At 69.2% G+C, this 19,197-nt stretch carries 15 protein-coding genes and 1 pseudogene; 11 read left to right on the top strand and 5 right to left on the bottom strand.

The features are described from left to right. Positions 1 to 63: 63 nt before the first annotated feature. Complete coding sequence (locus AB0I94_RS00315) at positions 64 to 1,053, bottom strand: ADP-ribosylglycohydrolase family protein (protein ID WP_363307117.1); 990 nt, start codon at positions 1,051 to 1,053, stop codon at positions 64 to 66. Positions 1,054 to 1,265: 212 nt separating this feature from the next. Between AB0I94_RS00315 and AB0I94_RS00310 the strand changes: the two genes are divergently transcribed. The 3 genes from AB0I94_RS00310 (at position 1,266) to AB0I94_RS00300 (ending at position 8,324) form a co-directional block, all read left to right on the top strand. After that, complete coding sequence (locus AB0I94_RS00310; protein ID WP_363307116.1) at positions 1,266 to 1,997, top strand: VIT1/CCC1 transporter family protein; 732 nt, start codon at positions 1,266 to 1,268, stop codon at positions 1,995 to 1,997. Between the two features lie 305 nt (positions 1,998 to 2,302). Further along, positions 2,303 to 6,871 carry a glutamate synthase large subunit gene (gltB, locus tag AB0I94_RS00305; RefSeq protein WP_363307115.1) on the top strand — a complete coding sequence of 1,523 codons (4,569 nt, stop codon included), beginning with the start codon at positions 2,303 to 2,305 and terminating at the stop codon, positions 6,869 to 6,871. After that, positions 6,864 to 8,324 (top strand): glutamate synthase subunit beta, encoded by a 1,461-nt coding sequence (locus AB0I94_RS00300; protein WP_363307114.1) that lies wholly within the window; start codon positions 6,864 to 6,866, stop codon positions 8,322 to 8,324. Before gltB ends, AB0I94_RS00300 begins: the two co-directional genes overlap by 8 nt. 118 nt (positions 8,325 to 8,442) lie before the next feature. Here AB0I94_RS00300 and AB0I94_RS00295 read toward each other — a convergent pair whose 3' ends face one another. Continuing rightward, entirely contained in the window at positions 8,443 to 8,670 is a 228-nt protein-coding gene (locus AB0I94_RS00295; RefSeq protein ID WP_363307113.1) for a DUF397 domain-containing protein, read from the bottom strand. Positions 8,671 to 8,794: 124 nt separating this feature from the next. Here AB0I94_RS00295 and AB0I94_RS00290 point away from each other — a divergent pair, with 124 nt between their 5' ends. The 5 genes and pseudogenes from AB0I94_RS00290 to AB0I94_RS00270 all read left to right on the top strand — a co-directional run bounded on the left by AB0I94_RS00290 (position 8,795) and on the right by AB0I94_RS00270 (position 13,752). Further along, positions 8,795 to 9,463 carry a class I SAM-dependent methyltransferase gene (locus tag AB0I94_RS00290; RefSeq protein ID WP_363307112.1) on the top strand — a complete coding sequence of 223 codons (669 nt, stop codon included), beginning with the start codon at positions 8,795 to 8,797 and terminating at the stop codon, positions 9,461 to 9,463. A 461-nt stretch (positions 9,464 to 9,924) separates the two neighbouring features. Then, positions 9,925 to 10,285: pseudogene (locus tag AB0I94_RS00285) on the top strand (hypothetical protein); the annotation flags it as partial. Positions 10,286 to 10,596: 311 nt separating this feature from the next. Beyond that, entirely contained in the window at positions 10,597 to 11,898 is a 1,302-nt protein-coding gene (locus AB0I94_RS00280) for a sugar ABC transporter substrate-binding protein (protein ID WP_363307111.1), read from the top strand. Between the two features lie 28 nt (positions 11,899 to 11,926). Next, positions 11,927 to 12,922 carry a sugar ABC transporter permease gene (locus AB0I94_RS00275; protein ID WP_363307110.1) on the top strand — a complete coding sequence of 332 codons (996 nt, stop codon included), beginning with the start codon at positions 11,927 to 11,929 and terminating at the stop codon, positions 12,920 to 12,922. After that, positions 12,919 to 13,752 carry a carbohydrate ABC transporter permease gene (locus tag AB0I94_RS00270; RefSeq protein ID WP_363307109.1) on the top strand — a complete coding sequence of 278 codons (834 nt, stop codon included), beginning with the start codon at positions 12,919 to 12,921 and terminating at the stop codon, positions 13,750 to 13,752. The genes AB0I94_RS00275 and AB0I94_RS00270 overlap by 4 nt, the downstream gene beginning before the upstream one ends. Positions 13,753 to 13,780: 28 nt before the next feature. Here the strand turns inward: AB0I94_RS00270 and AB0I94_RS00265 are convergent, their stop codons facing one another. Continuing rightward, positions 13,781 to 14,677, bottom strand: a complete 897-nt coding sequence (locus AB0I94_RS00265) for a chitosanase (protein WP_363307108.1) — start codon at positions 14,675 to 14,677, stop codon at positions 13,781 to 13,783. 113 nt (positions 14,678 to 14,790) lie between these two features. Here AB0I94_RS00265 and AB0I94_RS00260 point away from each other — a divergent pair, with 113 nt between their 5' ends. Both AB0I94_RS00260 and AB0I94_RS00255 read left to right on the top strand, forming a co-directional pair. Further along, positions 14,791 to 15,009 carry a hypothetical protein gene (locus AB0I94_RS00260; protein ID WP_363307107.1) on the top strand — a complete coding sequence of 73 codons (219 nt, stop codon included), beginning with the start codon at positions 14,791 to 14,793 and terminating at the stop codon, positions 15,007 to 15,009. A gap of 14 nt (positions 15,010 to 15,023) precedes the next feature. Next, positions 15,024 to 16,124 carry a hypothetical protein gene (locus tag AB0I94_RS00255; RefSeq protein WP_363307106.1) on the top strand — a complete coding sequence of 367 codons (1,101 nt, stop codon included), beginning with the start codon at positions 15,024 to 15,026 and terminating at the stop codon, positions 16,122 to 16,124. A 244-nt stretch (positions 16,125 to 16,368) separates the two neighbouring features. Here AB0I94_RS00255 and AB0I94_RS00250 read toward each other — a convergent pair whose 3' ends face one another. Further along, positions 16,369 to 17,100, bottom strand: a complete 732-nt coding sequence (locus AB0I94_RS00250) for a glucose 1-dehydrogenase (RefSeq protein WP_363307707.1) — start codon at positions 17,098 to 17,100, stop codon at positions 16,369 to 16,371. A 67-nt stretch (positions 17,101 to 17,167) separates the two neighbouring features. Here AB0I94_RS00250 and AB0I94_RS00245 point away from each other — a divergent pair, with 67 nt between their 5' ends. Next, a complete protein-coding gene (locus AB0I94_RS00245; protein WP_363307105.1) occupies positions 17,168 to 17,893 on the top strand; it encodes a VWA domain-containing protein in 726 nt (241 codons plus the stop codon). Positions 17,894 to 17,924: 31 nt separating this feature from the next. On the opposite strand, the gene AB0I94_RS00240 is transcribed toward AB0I94_RS00245, so the two are convergent. Beyond that, positions 17,925 to 18,872 (bottom strand): tyrosine-protein phosphatase, encoded by a 948-nt coding sequence (locus AB0I94_RS00240; protein ID WP_363307104.1) that lies wholly within the window; start codon positions 18,870 to 18,872, stop codon positions 17,925 to 17,927. Positions 18,873 to 19,197: the final 325 nt, after the last annotated feature.

Genomic DNA, 19,197 nt, shown 5'->3' with positions numbered 1-19,197 from the left:
AAGCGGCGGGCTCGTCCCCCGGCAAGGCGGCTCCGGGCCAAGACGCGCCGGGCTTGTCGGCGGTCACGAGACCCCCCGGTCAGGAACGAGCAACTCCGCGATGTCCAGCACGTGATGCCCCCGCATGGAAGGCAGACAACTCCCCCGCGCGGGAGCGATGGCTGCCGCCCACGCCAGGGGGATGGACGCGACCCCGCAGGATGCGCCGGACAACGCCCCAGCCACAGCGGCAGTCGTATCCGCGTCCCGGCCCATGTTGACGGCGGTCAGCACCGCGTCCGGGAAGTGGCCGCGGGCCGCCGCGTACGCCCCGAAGGCGAGCCCCACCGCCTCGGGGGCGAGGTCGGTCCAGGGGTAGCCGCCGATCACCACCGCCGAGCGGACCGCGCGTTCGCCGCGGTGGGCCACCGCCACCGCACGCCGCAGCGAGCGGGAGGTCCAGCAGTCCTCCGGGATGACGGACAGCGCCGCGGCCACCACGGAATCCACCGGCTCCCCGCCCATCGCCGCCGCGACGCCCGCGGCCACCGCCTGCCCGCCGTAGATGCCCTCGCCGTCATGGCTGACCGAGCCGTCGATCGTGACGAGCCGGGCCGCTTCGGCGGGGCGGCCCGCGGCGAAGACCCCGAACGGGGCGGCCCGCATCGCCAGGCCGTCGCTCCACGCGTGCCGGTGCTGCGCCGAGATGGGCGCCGCGAGACCGCGGCGCAGGTTCTCCAGCGTGCCGCGTTCGCTGAAGCCCGCGCCCCGAAAAGGGCCCTCGTCGAGGTCCGCGATCCACTCGTGCCAGGCCGCCTCGACATGCGCGACGGTGAGCGCCGAGCCGTGCCGGGCCAGCAGGAGCCCGGAGAAGATCGCGTACTCGGTGTCGTCCGTGCCCGAGGGATGCTCGGCGACGTATCCGGTGATGCGTCCCCAACGGCGGCGGATCTCCGACGGCTTCATGTTCTCGGCCGGCGCGCCCAGCGCGTCGCCGACCGCGAGGCCGAGGAGGGCGCCGCGCGCCCGCTCTCTCAGGCCGATCGCTCCTGTCACGCCGGTCGAGCTCGTCATGCCGTGCCTCCATGGTGCCGAGACGTTGCGGGTATCTCTGCCACGCGGCGCCCCCGAGGCGAGCATCCGCACCGCCGACGTCACCCCTCCGACGCATGCGCTCACCGGTTCGACAGACGCTTGTTCATGCAGGTAAGTACGGCCTTCCTTGCTGGCGAGAGCGATTTTTCGCGCGTACTTTCGAGATCGTCCAAGCACTGAGGGGGCCCACCATGGCGATCATCGAGACCGAAGCGGCACTGCACGAGGCACACCGCGACAACCACACCCACCGCGACGTCAACGGCGGCTGGCTGCGCCCCGCCGTCTTCGGCGCGATGGACGGCCTGGTGTCCAACCTGGCACTGATGACCGGTGTCGCCGGTGGAGCCGTCGCGCAGCAGACCATCGTCGTCACGGGTCTGGTCGGCCTCGCCGCGGGCGCCTTCTCCATGGCGGCCGGTGAGTACACCTCGGTCGCCTCGCAGCGCGAGCTCGTCCAGGCGGAACTCGACGTGGAGCGACGGGAGTTGCGCAAGCACCCCGCGGACGAGGAGAAGGAGCTCGCGGAGCTGTACCAGTCCCGTGGCGTCGAGCCCGCGCTGGCCCGCGAGGTCGCCAAGCAGCTCTCCAAGGACCCCGAGCAGGCCCTGGAGATCCACGCGCGCGAGGAGCTCGGCATCGACCCCGGCGACCTGCCCTCCCCGCTCGTCGCCGCGGTCTCGTCCTTCGGCGCCTTCGCGCTCGGCGCCCTGCTTCCCGTGCTGCCGTACCTGCTCGGCGCCGACACGTTCTGGCCCGCGCTGCTGCTCGCGCTGATCGGGCTCTTCGCCTGCGGTGCCGTCGTCGCGAAGGTGACCGCGCGGTCCTGGTGGTTCAGCGGTCTGCGGCAGCTCGCGCTCGGCGGCGCCGCGGCGGGTGTGACGTACGCCCTGGGCAGCCTGTTCGGTACCGCCGTAGGATGAACCCTTGCAGTCCTATGCGGGACTATGCATAACTAGCCGTTACTCGGCGGTTTCGAATCCTTAACCACCGGGCATGAGCCGTAAGCGCTGCGGGCAATGAGGCCTGTGCCGCGCTCGGGCCCACGGTCATCGATCTGTCCGCAGGGGTCCCCCGCCGCTCTCCACGCCTATGGGCGGTGTCCACATGGTGGAATGAGCTATCCGCTTTCCGAGAAGCGTTCCATCATGTAACCTGCACGAAATTTTGCCTGGGCCAACGTCGTCCCTCGCTTATTGCATATGCCACGACGACGACGGGAGAGCCAATGCGTACGCACGCCTGGTCGCCCATGGACGGTCGCCCCGCCCCCCAGGGCATGTACGACCCCCGTAACGAGCACGACGCCTGTGGCGTCGGGTTCGTGGCCACCCTCACCGGTGTAGCCAGCCATGAGCTTGTCGAACAGGCGCTGACCGTACTGCGCAATCTCGAACACCGTGGCGCCACCGGCTCCGAGCCGGACTCCGGTGACGGCGCCGGAATCCTGCTCCAGGTGCCGGACGCGTTCCTGCGCGAGGTCGCGGGCTTCGCGCTCCCCGAGGCCGGTGCGTACGCCGTCGGCATCGCCTTCCTGCCCGTCGACACGGCGGGTACGACCGAGGGCGCCGTCTCACAGATCGAGACGATCGCCTCGGAGGAGGGCCTGACGGTCCTCGGCTGGCGCGACGTCCCCGTCGCCCCCGAGCTGCTCGGGTCCACCGCACGCTCGACGATGCCGGTCTTCCGGCAGATCTTCGTGGCCGACGGCGAGAGCACCGGCGTGCAGCTCGACCGCAAGGCCTTCGTGCTGCGCAAGCGCGCCGAGCGTGAGGCCGGGACGTACTTCCCCTCGCTCTCCGCCCGCACCATCGTCTACAAGGGCATGCTGACCACCGGCCAGCTGGAGCCGTTCTTCCCCGACCTGTCCGACCGCCGTTTCGCCACGGCCGTCGCGCTCGTCCACTCGCGCTTCTCCACCAACACGTTCCCGAGCTGGCCGCTCGCACACCCGTACCGCTTCGTCGCGCACAACGGCGAGATCAACACGGTCAAGGGCAACCGCAACTGGATGCGGGCGCGTGAGTCGCAGCTCGCCTCCGAGCTCTTCGGATCCGAGAAGCTCGACCGTGTCTTCCCGATCTGCACGCCGGACGCGTCCGACTCGGCGTCCTTCGACGAGGTGCTGGAACTCCTCCACCTCGGTGGACGTTCGCTTCCGCACTCGGTCCTGATGATGATCCCCGAGGCGTGGGAGAACCACGGCTCGATGGACCCGGCCCGGCGCGCCTTCTACCAGTACCACTCCACGATGATGGAGCCCTGGGACGGCCCGGCCTGCGTCACCTTCACCGACGGCACCCAGGTCGGCGCCGTTCTCGACCGCAACGGTCTGCGCCCCGGCCGCTACTGGGTCACCGACGACGGCCTCGTCGTCCTCGGCTCCGAGGTCGGCGTCCTCGACATCGACCCCGCGAAGGTCGTCCGCAAGGGCCGCCTGCAGCCCGGCAAGATGTTCCTCGTCGACACCGCGGAGCACCGCATCGTCGAGGACGACGAGATCAAGGCCGCCCTCGCCGCCGAGAAGCCGTACCAGGAGTGGCTGGAGGCGGGCGAGATCGAGCTCTCCGACCTGCCCGAGCGCGAGCACATCGTGCACACCCACGCCTCCGTCACGCGCCGCCAGCAGACCTTCGGCTACACCGAGGAAGAGCTGCGCATCATCCTCGCGCCGATGGCCAAGACCGGCGGCGAGCCGCTCGGCTCCATGGGCACCGACACCCCGATCGCGGCTCTCTCCGAGCGCCCGCGGCTGATCTTCGACTACTTCACGCAGCTCTTCGCGCAGGTCACGAACCCGCCGCTTGACGCCATCCGCGAAGAGCTCGTCACCTCGCTGCACTCCTCGCTCGGCCCGCAGGGCAACATCCTGGAGCCGACCGCCGCGACGTGTCGCGGCGTCACGCTGCCCTTCCCGGTGATCGACAACGACGAGCTCGCCAAGCTCATCCACATCAACGCCGACGGCGACATGCCCGGCATGACGGCCGCGACCCTCTCCGGTCTCTACCGCGTCAGCGGCGGTGGCGACGCCCTCGCCGCCCGCATCGAGGAGATCTGCGCCGAGGCCGACGCCGCCATAGAGGCCGGCGCCCGCCTGATCGTGCTCTCCGACCGGCACTCCGACGCCGAGCACGCGCCGATCCCCTCGCTGCTGCTCACCGCGGCCGTCCACCACCACCTCATCCGCACCAAGCAGCGCACCCAGGTGGGCCTGCTCGTCGAGGCGGGCGACGTCCGCGAGGTCCACCACGTGGCCCTCCTCATCGGCTACGGCGCCGCGGCGGTCAACCCCTACCTCGCGATGGAGTCCGTCGAGGACCTCGTCCGCGCGGGCACCTTCCTGCCCGGTATCGAGGCCGAGCAGGCCATCCGGAACCTGATCTACGCGCTCGGCAAGGGCGTCCTGAAGGTCATGTCCAAGATGGGCATCTCCACCGTCGCCTCCTACCGCGGCGCGCAGGTCTTCGAGGCCGTCGGCCTCCAGGAGAACTTCGTCGCGAAGTACTTCGTCGGTACGACGTCCAAGATCGGCGGGGTCGGCATCGACGTCATCGCGCAGGAGGTCGCCGCCCGGCACGCCAAGGCGTACCCGGGCTCGGGCGTCGCCTCCGCGCACCGCGCGCTCGACATAGGCGGTGAGTACCAGTGGCGCCGCGAGGGCGAGCCGCACCTCTTCGACCCGGAGACGGTCTTCCGCCTGCAGCACTCCACACGCAACCGCCGCTACGACATCTTCAAGAAGTACACCGACCGCGTGAACGAGCAGTCCGAGCGCCTCATGACGCTGCGCGGCCTGTTCAACCTGAAGTCGGACCGCCCGTCGATCTCCATCGACGAGGTCGAGTCGGCCGCCGACATCGTCAAGCGGTTCTCGACCGGCGCCATGTCGTACGGCTCGATCTCCAGCGAGGCGCACGAGACGCTCGCCATCGCCATGAACCAGCTGGGCGGCAAGTCCAACACCGGCGAAGGCGGCGAGGACGCGGAGCGCCTGTACGACCCGGCCCGCCGCTCGTCCATCAAGCAGGTCGCGTCCGGCCGCTTCGGTGTGACCTCGGAGTACCTGGTCAACGCGGACGACATCCAGATCAAGATGGCGCAGGGCGCCAAGCCCGGCGAGGGTGGCCAGCTGCCGGGACACAAGGTCTACCCGTGGGTCGCCAAGACGCGTCACTCGACGCCGGGCGTGGGCCTGATCTCCCCGCCGCCGCACCACGACATCTACTCCATCGAGGACCTGGCGCAGCTGATCCACGACCTGAAGAACGCGAACCCGCAGGCGCGGATTCACGTGAAGCTGGTCTCCGAGGTCGGCGTCGGCACGGTCGCCGCGGGTGTCTCCAAGGCGCACGCGGACGTCGTCCTCATCTCCGGCCACGACGGTGGTACGGGTGCCTCGCCGCTCACCTCGCTCAAGCACGCGGGCGGTCCCTGGGAGCTTGGCCTCGCCGAGACCCAGCAGACGCTGCTGCTCAACGGCCTGCGCGACCGCATCGTCGTCCAGACGGACGGTCAGCTCAAGACCGGCCGTGACGTCGTCATCGCCGCTCTCCTTGGCGCCGAGGAGTTCGGTTTCGCGACCGCGCCGCTCGTCGTCTCCGGCTGCGTCATGATGCGCGTCTGCCACCTGGACACCTGCCCGGTCGGCATCGCCACGCAGAACCCGGCGCTGCGCGAGCGCTTCACCGGCAAGGCCGAGTACATCGTCAACTTCTTCGAGTTCATCGCCGAAGAGGTCCGCGAGATCCTTGCCGAGCTGGGCTTCCGCACCATCGAGGAGGCCGTCGGCCACGCCGAACTCCTCGACACCGAGCGCGCCGTGAAGCACTGGAAGGCGCAGGGCCTGGACCTGGAGCCCCTCTTCCACGTGCCGTCGCTGCCCGGCGGCGCCGTGCGCCACCAGATCGCCGCCCAGGACCACGGCCTGGAGAAGGCGCTCGACAACGAGCTGATCAAGCTCGCCGCCGACGCGCTCTCCGCCGCCGGCGCGAGTGACGCCCAGCCGGTCCGCGCGCAGGTCCCGATCCGCAACATCAACCGGACGGTCGGCACCATGCTCGGCCACGAGGTGACGAAGAAGTTCGGTGGCGCGGGCCTGCCCGACGACACCATCGACATCACCTTCACCGGCTCCGCGGGCCAGTCGTTCGGCGCGTTCGTGCCGCGCGGCGTGACCCTGCGCCTGGAGGGCGACGCCAACGACTACGTCGGCAAGGGCCTGTCCGGCGGCCGTATCGTCGTCCGCCCGGACCGCGGCGCCGACCACCTCGCCGAGTACTCGACCATCGCGGGCAACACCATCGCGTACGGCGCGACCGGCGGCGAGCTGTTCCTCCGTGGCCGCACCGGCGAGCGGTTCTGCGTCCGCAACTCCGGCGCGACGGTCGTGTCCGAGGGCGTGGGCGACCACGGCTGCGAGTACATGACCGGCGGCCACGCGGTGATCCTCGGCGAGACGGGCCGCAACTTCGCGGCCGGCATGTCGGGCGGCATCGCGTACGTCATCGACCTCGACCGGGACAACGTCAACCCCGGCAACCTGGGCGCCGTCGAGGCTCTGGACGACTCCGACAAGAAGTGGCTGCACGACGTCGTGCGCCGCCACCAGGAGGAGACCGGCTCGACCGTCGCCGAGAAGCTGCTCGCCGAGTGGGACACCGCCGTGGAGCGCTTCAGCAGGATCATCCCCAGCACGTACAAGGCAGTGCTCGCCGCCAAGGACGCCGCCGAGCGAGCCGGTCTCTCCGAGACCGAGATCACCGAGAAGATGATGGAGGCGGCGACCAATGGCTGATCCCAAGGGCTTTTTGAACCATGGCCGCGAGGTCGCGCAGACCCGCCCGGTCGGCGAGCGCGTCCGGGACTGGAACGAGGTCTACGTCCCGGGCTCCCTCCTCCCGATCATCTCCAAGCAGGCGTCGCGCTGCATGGACTGCGGTATCCCGTTCTGCCACCAGGGCTGTCCGCTGGGCAACCTCATCCCGGAGTGGAACGACTTCGCGTACCGCGAGGACTGGTCGGCCGCTTCCGAGCGCCTGCACGCCACGAACAACTTCCCGGAGTTCACCGGCCGCCTGTGTCCGGCGCCCTGCGAGTCGGCGTGCGTGCTCGGCATCAACCAGCCTGCCGTCACCATCAAGAACGTCGAAGTCTCCATCATCGACAAGGCGTGGGACGCGAACGACGTCAAGCCGCAGGCGCCCGACCGCCTGTCCGGCAAGACCGTCGCCGTCATCGGCTCGGGCCCGGCGGGTCTGGCCGCGGCTCAGCAGCTGACGCGGGCGGGCCACACGGTCGCCGTGTACGAGCGCGCGGACCGCATCGGCGGCTTGCTCCGCTACGGCATCCCCGAGTTCAAGATGGAGAAGCGCCACATCAACCGCCGCATCGAGCAGATGCGCGCGGAGGGCACCAAGTTCCGTACGGGCGTGGAGATCGGCCGCGACATCGACGCGATGAAGCTGCGCAAGCGGTACGACGCGGTGGTCATCGCCGCGGGCGCCACGATGGCACGCGATCTGCCGGTCCCCGGCCGTGAGCTCAAGGGCGTCTACCAGGCGATGGAGTACCTGCCCCTGGCCAACAAGGTCCAGGAGGGCGACTACGTCACGACTCCGGTCTCGGCAGAGGGCAAGCACGTGGTCGTGATCGGCGGCGGCGACACCGGCGCGGACTGCGTCGGCACGGCGCACCGCCAGGGCGCGGCCTCGGTCACGCAGCTGGAGATCATGCCGCGTCCGGGCGAGGAGCGCAGCGCCAACCAGCCGTGGCCGACCTTCCCCATGCTCTACAAGGTGACCTCCGCGCACGAGGAGGGCGGCGAGCGGGTCTACTCCGTCTCGACCACGCACTTCGAGGGCGACGAGGACGGCAACGTCCAGTTCCTGCACCTCACCGAGGTGGAGTTCATCGACGGCAAGCTGACTCCCAAGCCGGGCACGGAGCGCAAGATCCCCGCCCAGCTGGTCACGCTCGCCATGGGCTTCACGGGCACGGACCGCGAGAACGGCCTGGTGGACCAGTTCTCCCTGGACCTCGACGAGCGCGGCAACGTCGCCCGCGACGCCGAGTTCCAGACGAACGTCCCCGGCGTCTTCGTCGCCGGTGACGCGGGCCGCGGCCAGTCGCTCATCGTCTGGGCGATCGCCGAGGGCCGTTCCGCTGCGCGGGGCGTGGACCGATTCCTGACCGGTGCGAGCGACCTTCCGTCGCCGATTCGTCCGACGGACCGCTCACTGATGGTCTGACCCTCCCGCACAACCCCTCATACGTCCCGTACAACGGAGTACGGAACTGATGCGACGCCCGCCTTGTCCCCGACCGGACTTGGGCGGGCGTCGTGGCGTCGTGGCGTTGTGGCGGGGTTCAGCTGAGGTGCGTGAGGAACGCCTGCCAGGCGTCGTGGCCGAAGCAGATCACTGGGGCGGTGGGATGCTGCTTGCTGTCGCGGACGGGGGTGAGGTGGGGTATGCCGTCGGCTACCTGGACGCAATCACCGTCGGCTACCTGGACGCAATCGCCTTGTCCGCCGCTGACCGTGCAGAGGGTGTCGGGGAACCTAGCAAGGCCGCGCTGATTGCACGAAAGTCCCATCAGAACCCGTCAGTACGCCAAATTTCGTGGGACTTCTCTGCGACAAGGGCGCCTGTGGCGGTGCTGTGCGGCTTCGCTCATCCTGGACGACTGCTCTCCGAAGCCGGCGTCCTATTGTTGGCTGATGCGCACACACCCCATCGACCGCCCCGCCGATCTCGACGTGGTCCGCGAGTCTTATGACCAAGTCGCCGACAACTACGCCCACATGGTGGTGACGACGGGCATGGGTGACATCCGTCGCCATCCCTGGCTCAAGGCGTCGATCGACGCCTTCGCCGACACCGTGGGCGAGCTCGGACCCGTCCTCGACGTCGGCTGCGGCCCTGGCACGGTGACCGGCTACCTCGCCGAACGTGGACTCGACGTAACCGGGGTGGACCTCTCTCCACGCATGATCGAGAACGCGCGCCGTCTGCATCCGCAGTGCCGCTTCAGTGTCGCCTCCGCCACCGAGCTCGACCTCGCTGAAGCGTCCCTCGGCGGCGTGCTCGGGTGGTGGTCACTGTTCAACCTTCCCCGCGACGTCCTTCCTCAGGTCCTCGCCCATTTCGCGCACGCCCTGAAGCCGGGCGGGAGCTTCATCGCCGCGACGCATGTCGGCGACGAGGACGCGGTGCGCACCGAGGCGTACGGAGGAGTGCCCGTTCGTTGGACCACGCACAAGTGGCGGCCGGAGCAGCTCGTGGACCTGATCGAGCGGGCCGGCCTGCGCCCGGTCGCCGAACTCCGGCTCCCCGCGGATGAGCAGACCGGGCCGGGCGTGGTCGTCATGGCCAAGCGCCCCGACTGAGGACCAGGCGTCGCAGGCGGGGCAAGATCTCGTGCCGGGCCCCGTCACCTGGCGCCTACAGCGGTCTTCCGCTCGGCTGATCCCCAGGGACCAAGCTGCCTCGCAGGCCGACGCGGCAAGGGTGGGAAAGCGGGGTTGGCGGGGTGAGCAAGGCTGCCTCACGCCTGAGCAGGGGGGCGGGGGGCTTCGCCGTACCGGCGGCTTTGCTGGGCCGGGGGTGGTGTTGGTGCCGGCGCCGTCCGGTTGCCGCGAGGTTGGCGGTTGCGGGCCGGGTGTCAAGGGCGCTCCTGCGTCGCGTCGGCTGCGCCGATTGCGCTGCGCTCCACCCTTGACACCCGCCCCTCCACCGCGCGAGGGAAGACGACCGGACGGTGTGGATTGCAGGAAAGTTGCATCTTGGCCTTGTGCGGCACGGCGTGGCGCGGGATTTTCCTGCATTCCGCCGCCGATGGCTGCCTCCGTGCACGCCTGCCCGCGTCCGCTGGCAGCCTGAGAACCCGGCCTGGGGGCACTGCGACATCACGGCTTTGATCGTCCATGACGTCTTCGGCGGCGACCTCATGGCGGGCGAGGTGCACTTCAACGGCGACCAGCACGGCTTTCATATGTGGAACCGGCTGGCCAGCGGCATCGAACTCGATGCGGCTGGCCAGCGGCATCGAACTCGATCTGACGCGCGAGCAGTTCCAGCGAGGTCAGACTGTCACTGAAGGCCGTGTGGTGGTACGCCCGCCGGGCCCTCTGCGTCGCTGGGACGAATACCTTCTCCTGCGCAAGCGGGTCATCGAGCACCTCGGTTCCCTGCCGGAGCCTGCTGTGTGAACTCGGCCGAGGGGTCAGCCCGGCTGATTCGCCGAGCGCGATGACCATCGACTGGGTCGCCGGAGCCACCGGCCCCGGGACCGTCGCCGGGTCAGGCGGGGGTGGCGGGTGGGGAGCAGGCGGTCTTCCCGGAGAGCGGGAAGCCGTTGCGAGCTGCGCAACGCGCGTTGTGCATTGCGCTGGCCGCAATGCTCATTACGGTTCGGCAGCGGCCCCAGATGGGTCTAGACCGCACCGAGCCCCTGTGACCACAATCGCTCCCACGGAACGGATCGGCGCAGGAACCAGCACGTACCCATGAGGGGGCCGGTATGAAGCGACGGGTCATCGCGGCAGGTATCGCCATGACGCTCGGACTGACCGCGACGGCATGCGGCGGCGATGACGGGAGCGACAGCGGCGGCAAGGCGACGGACGGCAAGGGCAAGACCCTCACCGTCTGGATCATGGAAGGGACCAACCCCGACGCCAGGCCCTTCTTCAAGGAGGCCGAGAAGGCGTTCCAGAAGAAGACCGGCGCCAAGATCCACGTCGAGTACCAGCAGTGGGCCACGGCGCAGAAGAAGTTCACCACCGCCATCGAGGGCGGCGAGGACCAGGTTCCGGACGTGGCCGAGGTCGGCACGACCTGGGTGCCGCAGTTCGCCGAGACCGGCGCACTCGTCGACGTGACCGACGACGTCAAGAAGTCGGGACTGGGCGACGACCTCGTCGAGGGCCTCAAGGACGCGGGCACGCTCGACGGCAAGCAGTACGGCATGCCCTGGTACGCGGGCGTACGCAGCATCGTCTACCGCAAGGACATCTTCGAGAAGCACAAGCTCAAGGCGCCGACCAGCTGGAAGGAGCTCAAGGCCGCGGCCAAGACGCTGAAGGACAAGGAGCCCGGGATGATCCCCTTCCCGGTCGCCGGCGGCGCCGAGATGTTCGCCGCGCCCTTCGTCTGGGGCGCCGGAGGCGAACTCGCCACGGAGCAGGACGGCAAGTGGAAGTCCGGCATCAACTCGCCCGAGGCCGTCAAGGGCATCGAGTTCTACACGGGCCTCGCCACCAAGGACAAGGTCTCCCCGGCCAAGGTCAACACTTGGACGGAGAAGGAGGTCGGCGACGCCTGGAACAAGGGCCAGATCTCCATGGCGGTCGGCGGCAACTGGACCCCCAAGGCCATCGTCGACGCCAACCCGGACCTCAAGGGCAAGCTCGCCGCCGTGCCGATCCCCGGCCAGGACGGCGGCATGAGCAAGTCCTTCCTCGGCGGCTCCTACCTGTCCACGTTCAACACGGACAAGAAGGACCTCGCGTGGGAGTTCGTGAAGATGCTGACCACGGGTGACTTCGCGGCCAAGTGGGCGGCCGAGACCAACTACTTCCCCGGCCAGAACTCCGAGCTGAAGAAGATCGAGGCCAAGAAGGACCCGCTGGTCGAGCCGTTCGCCAAGCAGATGCTGGAGGCCGGCGCGACCGTCCCCAAGACGAAGGCGTACGGCGAGATCCAGGCGTCGAAGGTCATCCCCGGCATGGTGCAGTCGATCCTCACCGGGAAGTCCTCCGTCCAGGAAGCGGCGGACAAGGCCGCCAACGACATGGACGCGATCTTCGCCAAGGACAAGTAGGCAAGGGCGAGTCGGCACTGTGAAAGCCGTGAAAGACACGCTTGTCGGCGACGGGCCCGAGGAAGACACCACGGCCCGTCGCCCCGCCGCCCCCCGTCCGGAACACGAAGCGGCCCTCCGCAAGAAGAAACTGGTCGGTCTCACCCGGCCGTGGCTGCTCCTCGCCCCGTCCCTCCTGGTCCTCGCGGGCCTGCTGCTCTGGCCGCTGATCCAGGTCGTCAAGCTCTCGATGCAGGACTACGTCGTCAAGTTCGGCGGCGGAGTGGGCACGTACACGGGATTCGACCACTACACCGACCTGCTCGGCAGCGGACTCCTGTGGAAGACGGTCCTGCCCAACACGGCCTTCTTCGCGATCGCCTGCGTCGGCCTCACCGTCGCGCTCGGCACCCTCGTCGCGCTGCTGCTCAACCGCCTCGGCCCGACCTGGCGGCTCATCTGCTCCATCGCGATCCTGGCGGCCTGGGCGATGCCCGCCGTCACCGGGACGTACGTCTGGATCTGGCTCTTCCAGCCGCAGGACGGCATGGTCAGCCAGATCGCGGGCTCGATGGGGCTCATCGACCCCGAGACCACCAACTGGTTCACCGAGCGCGGGCCGTTCTACGCGATCGCGACCCTGAACGTCGTCCACCACGGCTTCCCGTTCGTCGCCATCACCGTCCTCGCGGGCCTGATGACGATCCCCAAGGAGCTCTACGAAGCGGGGGAGCTGGACGGAGCCAACGCCTGGCAGCGGTTCTGGAAGATCACGCTGCCGACGATCAAGCCCGTCTTCCTCGTGGTGACCATCCTCTCCACCATCTGGGACTTCAAGGTCTTCACCCAGATCTATCTGATGCCGGGCGGTGACGGCGCCAACGAAGAGGTCTACAACCTCGGCGTCTTCTCCTACATCCAGGCGTTCGCCAAGAACGACTACGGGACGGGCGCGGCGGCCGCGGTCCTGCTGACCCTGCTGCTGCTCGCCATCACGATCGTCTACATCCGCACGCTGTTCCGGCAGGGGGAGGAGGACCTGTGACGTCCCGTCGCACCACGCCCGCCACACGCATCGGCCTGTCCGTCGCGGTCGCCGCGCTGCTGCTCTTCACGCTCTTCCCCGTGTACTGGATGATCTCCACGGCGCTGGACCCGAAGGCGATCACACGCGGTTCGGACGTGCTGCCGAGCGGCCTCAGCTTCGAGCACTTCACCTATGTGTTCGAAAAGGGCAACTTCGGCACGTATCTGCTGAACTCGGCGCTCGTCGGCTTCGGCACGATCCTCGCCGCCGGAGTGCTCTCGCTCTTCGCGGCGATCGCGGTGGCCCGCTTCAAGTTCCGGTTCCGGACCTCCGTACTGATCATGGTCCTGATAGTGCAGATGGTGCCGCTGGAAGCACTCGTCATCCCGCTCTTCATCCAGATGCGGGACTACGACATGCTCAACACGCTGCTCGGCCTGACGATCGTCTACGTCGCGCTCTCGCTCCCCTTCGCGATCTGGACCCTGCGCGGCTTCGTCCAGACCGTGCCGAAGGAGGTCGAGGAGGCGGCGTACATCGACGGGGCGTCCTGGTTCCGGATGTTCCGGTCGGTGCTGCTTCCGCTGGTGGCGCCCGGACTCGTCGCGACCTCGATCTTCGCCTTCATCACGGCGTGGAACGAGTTCGTCTTCGCGTACACCTTCATGAAGGGCAGCGACAAGTACACGGCCGCCGTGGGCATTTACCAGTTCTTCGGCGAGAACTCCACGGCCTGGGGCCCGGTCATGGCCAGCTCCACGCTGGTCACCGTGCCGGTGATGATCTTCTTCGTGATCGTGCACCGGAAGCTCGGCTCGGGCCTCGCGGCGGGAGCCGTCAAGGGCTGAGCCCCCGTGGGGGGCGTTCAGGGTCCGGTTACGGGACCTTGAACGTCTCCCCGTACACCTTCCAGGTCAGCGGCGTCTTCAGGGCGAAATTGCCGTCATAGAGGAACTGCCGCTGGGCCGTCTCGACGCGGCTCGTGTCGCGGTGGGCCTTCTTCTCCTTCATCGCCTGGGTGCGGATGTCGAGGAAGATGTCCAGGTACGCCTTCTCCTTGCCGCCCTGCGCGGGCGTGTTCGCCTCGTTCAGCGCCGCCTCGCGCAGGCCGTAGAAGCCGCGCGGCCCGGTGCCGGGGCCGTGCAGGACCATCGCGTCGTAGTAGATGAACTGGCCGAGCGTGCCGAGCCCGTCGAGCTTGGCGAGGCGCACCGCCGGGTCGAAGTAGACGCGGTCGCGCGTCCTGTTCTGGGCCTTCTGGAACGCGGGCTTCGTGGCCTCCGCCTTCCATGCCTTGGTGAAGCCGGGGTCGAGGCCCTCGTGCGAGTCGCTGCCGTCGACCTTGCGCAGGGCGGGCAGATAGCGGGCCAGGCCGTTGTCCGGGTGATCCTTCGTGTAGCGCTCGACGAGGGTCAGCAGGTCGTGGGTCCCGGTGCAGAAGCCGATGATGCCCGCGGTGTAGCCGTTCCCGTCGCCTATGTCCTCGATGTAGCCGTACTGGCCGCGCCAGTTCAGCGTGGAGTTCTCCGCGCTCGTCACCAGCTTCTGGGCCAGCTCCTTCTTGGCGGGCGCCGCGAGGCCCGCGGGCAGGCTCGCGATCAGCTTGTCGTCGGCCTTGATCTCGGCCGCCGACTTGTCCTTGTCGTAGGGCCGCTGGGTGCCGGGCCCGTTCTGACCTGCGGCGGCATCACTGTCCGGGTCCCCGCCCAAGAGGTAGACGGCGACCGTGGCGACCGGGGCGACGGCGAGAAGGAGGAGGCCTGCACGTTTCATTCGCACAAGATTACGTGTGGTTGCGCGGTAGCGCGCCTTCCGGATCCGCCTCTATTGACTATTAGTCAATCGCACTCCAGTCTCGGGAGCCGTACCCGGCCATGGGAGGCCCGATGAGCACCGAAGCGCGGGAGCGGCTCGGCAAGGAGCTGCGGGACGAACCACCGGAATCCTTCGGCCAGTTGGCACCCGAGCAGCTGACCCTGCTGACCGAAGCCCTGAGGCGCGAACGCGCGCGCCGTGCCTCGGGCCTGAACGAGGCCGCCGAGGAGGCGCTGAAGCAGGTGCCCGCCCTCGCCCGCGGTCCCGTACGCCGGATTCTGTTCCGATAGGGAGGGAGCGGGTCATGGACAAGCTGCGCAGCAGGGCGGAGACCCTGAAGACCGCGCGTCTCCTCGACGTGGAGCCGGACGAGCTCACGTTCCTGCGGGGCCTCCCCGTCGAGGACGTACGCCGCTTCCGCGAGAGCTGCGTCGCGGCGCTCTTCGACCGTACGCCTGAGATGCTGGACCGGATCGCGTCGGCGACGAAGCTGGTGCCGGCCGGGGTCGCGGCCGCGATCTCGCAGAAGGCACTCGGACCACGGCTCGCCGCCGGGGTCGCCGGACGCCTCGAACCGACGCGGGCCGCGGACATCATCGAGAAGCTGCCGGTGCCGTTCACGGCGGAGTCGTGCGGGCATCTCGACCCGCGCAGGATCAAGGGCATCGTCGACCGGCTCGACGAGGGTCTCGTGGTGCGGATCGCGGTGGCCCTCGCCGAGCGGGGCGACCACCTGACGATGGGCCGGTTCGTCGGCCACCTGCCGGACTCGGCGCTGCGCCGGATCCTGCCGCAGGTGGACGACGCGGCCGTCCTGCGGACGGGGTTCGCGATCGACCTGCCGGAGCGGCTGGGCCAGATCATCGATCTGATGGGAGCGGAGCGGCTTGCGTCGGTCATCGCGTCGGCGTCGGGGGAGGGGTTGTGGCCTGAGGCGCTTGCCGTGGCCGGGATGGTGACGGGGGAGCAGCGGGGGCGTATCGCGTCGCTCGCCGCGGGCCGGCCGCAGGGCGAGCTGGACTCCCTGGTCGGAACCGTGGCCGAGCAGGATCTGTGGGAGTCGCTGCTGCCGCTGGTCGCGCTGCTGGGGGAGGAGGAGCGGCGGGCGGTCGCGGTGCTTCCTTCCCTACGGGATGCGGAGGTGCTGGGCGGGATTGTGCGGGCGGTGGTGGTGACCGGTCTGTGGGCGGAGTTCCTGCCGCTGGTGGAGGTGTTGCCGCCGGAGTCCCGCAAGGTTGTCGCCGATGCGGCGGGGGTGCTGTCCGCGCCTGACCTGGACGCGCTCGCCCTGGAGGTCGACAAGCGGGACCTGTGGGAGCTGGTGATGCCGCTGGTCGAGCTGATGGACGATGAGGCCAAGACACGGATCTTTGAGTTGCCGGCGTTTCGGGAGCAGGTGGGGTAGGGGCTTTTTCTTTCCCCAACCCCGCCCCTTCCCGAAAACCCGCTCGGCGCGGGGGCCCTGGTGACCGCCATCACCGGCTTCACCGAGTTCGTCCTCAAGCTCCCCCAAGCTCTTAGAGAGTAGGGGGGACCCCCACGACGGGCTGAAATCTTTCAGCCCGTCCGGCGCTTGAGGGCCGGGGTCTGGGGCGGAGCCCCAGTTTCGGGAAGGGGTGGGATTGGGGAAAGCCCCGCAGGGTCCGCCCTCACCCCGCCGTCGACCCCCCATCAACCGCGAACTCCGCCCCCGTCACGTACGACGACGCCTCCGACGCGAGGAACAGGACCAGCTCCCCGACCTCCTCGGGACGGCCCATCCGCCCCAGCGGCAGATGGGACCAGTCCCGCCCGGCGGAGGCCGCGGAGATCATCGGGGTGTCGATCGCCCCCGGGTGAACGGAGTTGACCCGCACCCCGTACTCCGCGAGGTCCAGCGCCGAAGAGCGGGTCAGCCCCCGCAACCCGAACTTCGTCGACCCGTACGCCGCGTGCCCCCGTATCCCCACGAGCCCCGCCGTCGACGAGACGTTCACGATCGAGCCGCCGCCGACGGCCCGCAGCGCGGGCAGCACCGCCTGGATGCCCAGGAACGGGCCGAGCAGGTTGACCCGGATCAAAGCCTCGAAGTTCTCGTACGTCTCCGTCTCCACGGACGCCGTGCGCCACAGCGCCGCGTTGTTCACCAGCGCGTCCAGGCGGCCGAAGGCCCGCACCCCGGCCGACACGGCCGACGCCCAGCTCTCCGCGTCCGTGACGTCATGACGTACGAAAAGGCCCTGCTCGCCGAGGGACTTGGCGACCTCCCGCCCTTCCTCCTCCCGGACATCCGTGACCACGACCCGCGCCCCGGCCTCCGCGAAGAGCCGCGCCTCCGCCGCTCCCTGCCCACGGCCCGCGCCGGTGATCAGCACGGCCTTGCCCTCCAGTCCGTAAGAGATCACTTCACGCCTCCCGCCTCTCCCGTACGCTCGGCCATCCGGCAGGGACGGGAGAGTGGAGCGGCGCATGGGACCGGCGATCAGCCTGAGCAAGGTGGAAGAGGCGGCGCCCGCCCTCGTGAGCCTCTACAAGAGCGCGGGGGTCAGCCTCCACAAGCACGGCCTGGACGGCGAACGAGCCGCGGTGTACCTCGTCGTCGACTACTCCGGCTCCATGAAGCCGTACTACAAGGACGGCACCGTCCAGGCTCTCGCCGACCGCGTTCTCGGCCTGTCCGCGCACTTCGACGACGACGGCACCGTGCCCACGGTCTTCTTCTCCACGGACGTCGACGCCGTCACGGAGATCGCGCTCGACCGCCACCACGGGCGGGTCGACGAGATCGTCGCCGGACTCGGCCACATGGGCAAGACCAGCTATCACCTGGCGATGGACGCCGTGATCGACCACTACGTCGACAGCGGTTCCACGGCGCCCGCCCTGGTCGTCTTCCAGACCGACGGCGGCCCCATCAACAAGCTCGCCGCCGAGCGGTATCTGTGCAAGGCGTCGAAGCTGCCGCTGTTCTGGCAGTTCATCGGCTTCGGGGACGCGAAGAGCAAGCAGTTCGACTACCTCCGCAAGCTCGACGAACTCGCCGTGCCCGCCAAGCGTGCCGTCGACAACGCGGGCTTCTTCCACGCGGGGCACGACCCCCTCGACGTCCCGGACGACCGCCTGTACGACCAGCTGGTGCAGGAATTCCCGACCTGGCTCGCGGCGGCGCGGGCGCAGGGGATCGTGACCACCTGAGCCCCGCGCCCCGCACGCACCGAGGAGCGGACTAGCCGACCATTCGCTCCCGCAGCGCGAGAATCGTCCGCGTATCAAGCCCGAGCCCCTCCCTCAGGTAGTTGCTGAGGCTGCCGTACTTCTTCTTCACCTCGGTCAGGGCCGCCTCCAGGTAACCGGTGCGGACCTCCTGCAGCGGGATCAGCAGATCGGGGTTCTGCATCAGGCCGCCCTGCTTCAGGCCCTCGCGCACCTTCGCGTCGTACGCGGCCCGGTAGGTGTTGGATGCCAGGAAGTCACCGGTGGCGGTGGGCTCGGGGACTCCGACGGCGCGCAGCAGCAGATAGCTGGTCCAGCCGGTGCGGTCCTTGCCGGCCGTGCAGTGGTAGAGCAGCGGCGACGCCTTGCCCCCGTGGGCGATGTCGCGCAGGGTCGCCGCGAACTGGACGCGGTTCGAGTCGTCGGTGACGAAGGTGCGGTAGACGCCGCGCATGAACGCGTCCGCCTTGCCGTTGCCGAGCATCTCCTCCTGCTTGACCGGGTCCCTGGAGCCGATCACGGTCATCAGCGTCGCGAAGAGGCCGTTGTCGCTGATGGGCCGGGCCGTCGGGGTGAGCCCGGCGGGCAGCCGGTCGGCCCCGTCGTACTGGACCTCGGCGGGCACCCGGAAGTCGACGACCTTCTTCAGGCGGAGCCCGGCGAGGGTGGCGACGTCGGCGTCGGTGAGCTTGGCGAGGGCGTCGGCACGGAAGACCTGGCCGTAGCGGACCCGCTCGCCGTCATAGGTGCGGTACCCGCCCAGGTCTCTGGCGTTGACCGCGCCCTGGAGAGGTATGTGGCGTACGCCGTCGTACGCGGGCCGGGGGTGGTGCGGGGCGTGCCGGGCCGTGCCGCGCTCGGGTGCGGCCGGTTCGGCGTGGGCCGCCCAGGCGGGCAGGGTGCTCAGCGCGAGCGCGGAGACCGCGACTCCGACCGCCGTACGGGTTCGCAAGATGCGCATCGGGCCGCCTTCCTCGGTAGCGGTCGCCATGGCCACGCGTCGTTCAACCAAGCGATTGTTTGGTCGAAGGTAGCGGGGTGCCCCGAAAGGAGGAAGGTGTGCGCGGCAGGTATCTCGTGACGCGGGGCCGGGTCGGCGCGGGGTCGGCGCGTGGGGTCGGTGTGGCCTGTGGGCCCGAGACGTGGTGTCCCTCGCCCGTGTTAGGCTTATGCGTCGCAGTTTTGGTACCCATGAACTTTGTGTGCGCCTGACGGGAATGCTCCGAAGGCGCACTATTGTTTTTTTCCGGTCTCTCCGGGATGGGGGTCATTGCAGCGCGGGAAAT

The sequence above is a fragment of the Streptomyces sp. NPDC050147 genome, from assembly GCF_040660195.1.
Classification (GTDB): Bacteria; Actinomycetota; Actinomycetes; order Streptomycetales; family Streptomycetaceae; genus Streptomyces.
Note: the sequence above shows the minus strand (reverse complement) of the source record. Positions and strands in the feature narration are given on the sequence as shown.

What these genes read in the sequence shown, in the direction of transcription:
- AB0I94_RS00315 (WP_363307117.1), bottom strand. Translation starts at nt 1,053, where the DNA reads ATGACGAGCTCGACCGGCGTGACAGGAGCGATCGGCCTGAGAGAGCGG.
- AB0I94_RS00310 (WP_363307116.1), top strand. Translation starts at nt 1,266, where the DNA reads ATGGCGATCATCGAGACCGAAGCGGCACTGCACGAGGCACACCGCGAC.
- gltB (WP_363307115.1), top strand. Translation starts at nt 2,303, where the DNA reads ATGCGTACGCACGCCTGGTCGCCCATGGACGGTCGCCCCGCCCCCCAG.
- AB0I94_RS00300 (WP_363307114.1), top strand. Translation starts at nt 6,864, where the DNA reads ATGGCTGATCCCAAGGGCTTTTTGAACCATGGCCGCGAGGTCGCGCAG.
- AB0I94_RS00295 (WP_363307113.1), bottom strand. Translation starts at nt 8,670, where the DNA reads ATGGGACTTTCGTGCAATCAGCGCGGCCTTGCTAGGTTCCCCGACACC.
- AB0I94_RS00290 (WP_363307112.1), top strand. Translation starts at nt 8,795, where the DNA reads ATGCGCACACACCCCATCGACCGCCCCGCCGATCTCGACGTGGTCCGC.
- AB0I94_RS00280 (WP_363307111.1), top strand. Translation starts at nt 10,597, where the DNA reads ATGAAGCGACGGGTCATCGCGGCAGGTATCGCCATGACGCTCGGACTG.
- AB0I94_RS00265 (WP_363307108.1), bottom strand. Translation starts at nt 14,677, where the DNA reads ATGAAACGTGCAGGCCTCCTCCTTCTCGCCGTCGCCCCGGTCGCCACG.
- AB0I94_RS00260 (WP_363307107.1), top strand. Translation starts at nt 14,791, where the DNA reads ATGAGCACCGAAGCGCGGGAGCGGCTCGGCAAGGAGCTGCGGGACGAA.
- AB0I94_RS00255 (WP_363307106.1), top strand. Translation starts at nt 15,024, where the DNA reads ATGGACAAGCTGCGCAGCAGGGCGGAGACCCTGAAGACCGCGCGTCTC.
- AB0I94_RS00245 (WP_363307105.1), top strand. Translation starts at nt 17,168, where the DNA reads ATGGGACCGGCGATCAGCCTGAGCAAGGTGGAAGAGGCGGCGCCCGCC.
- AB0I94_RS00240 (WP_363307104.1), bottom strand. Translation starts at nt 18,872, where the DNA reads ATGCGCATCTTGCGAACCCGTACGGCGGTCGGAGTCGCGGTCTCCGCG.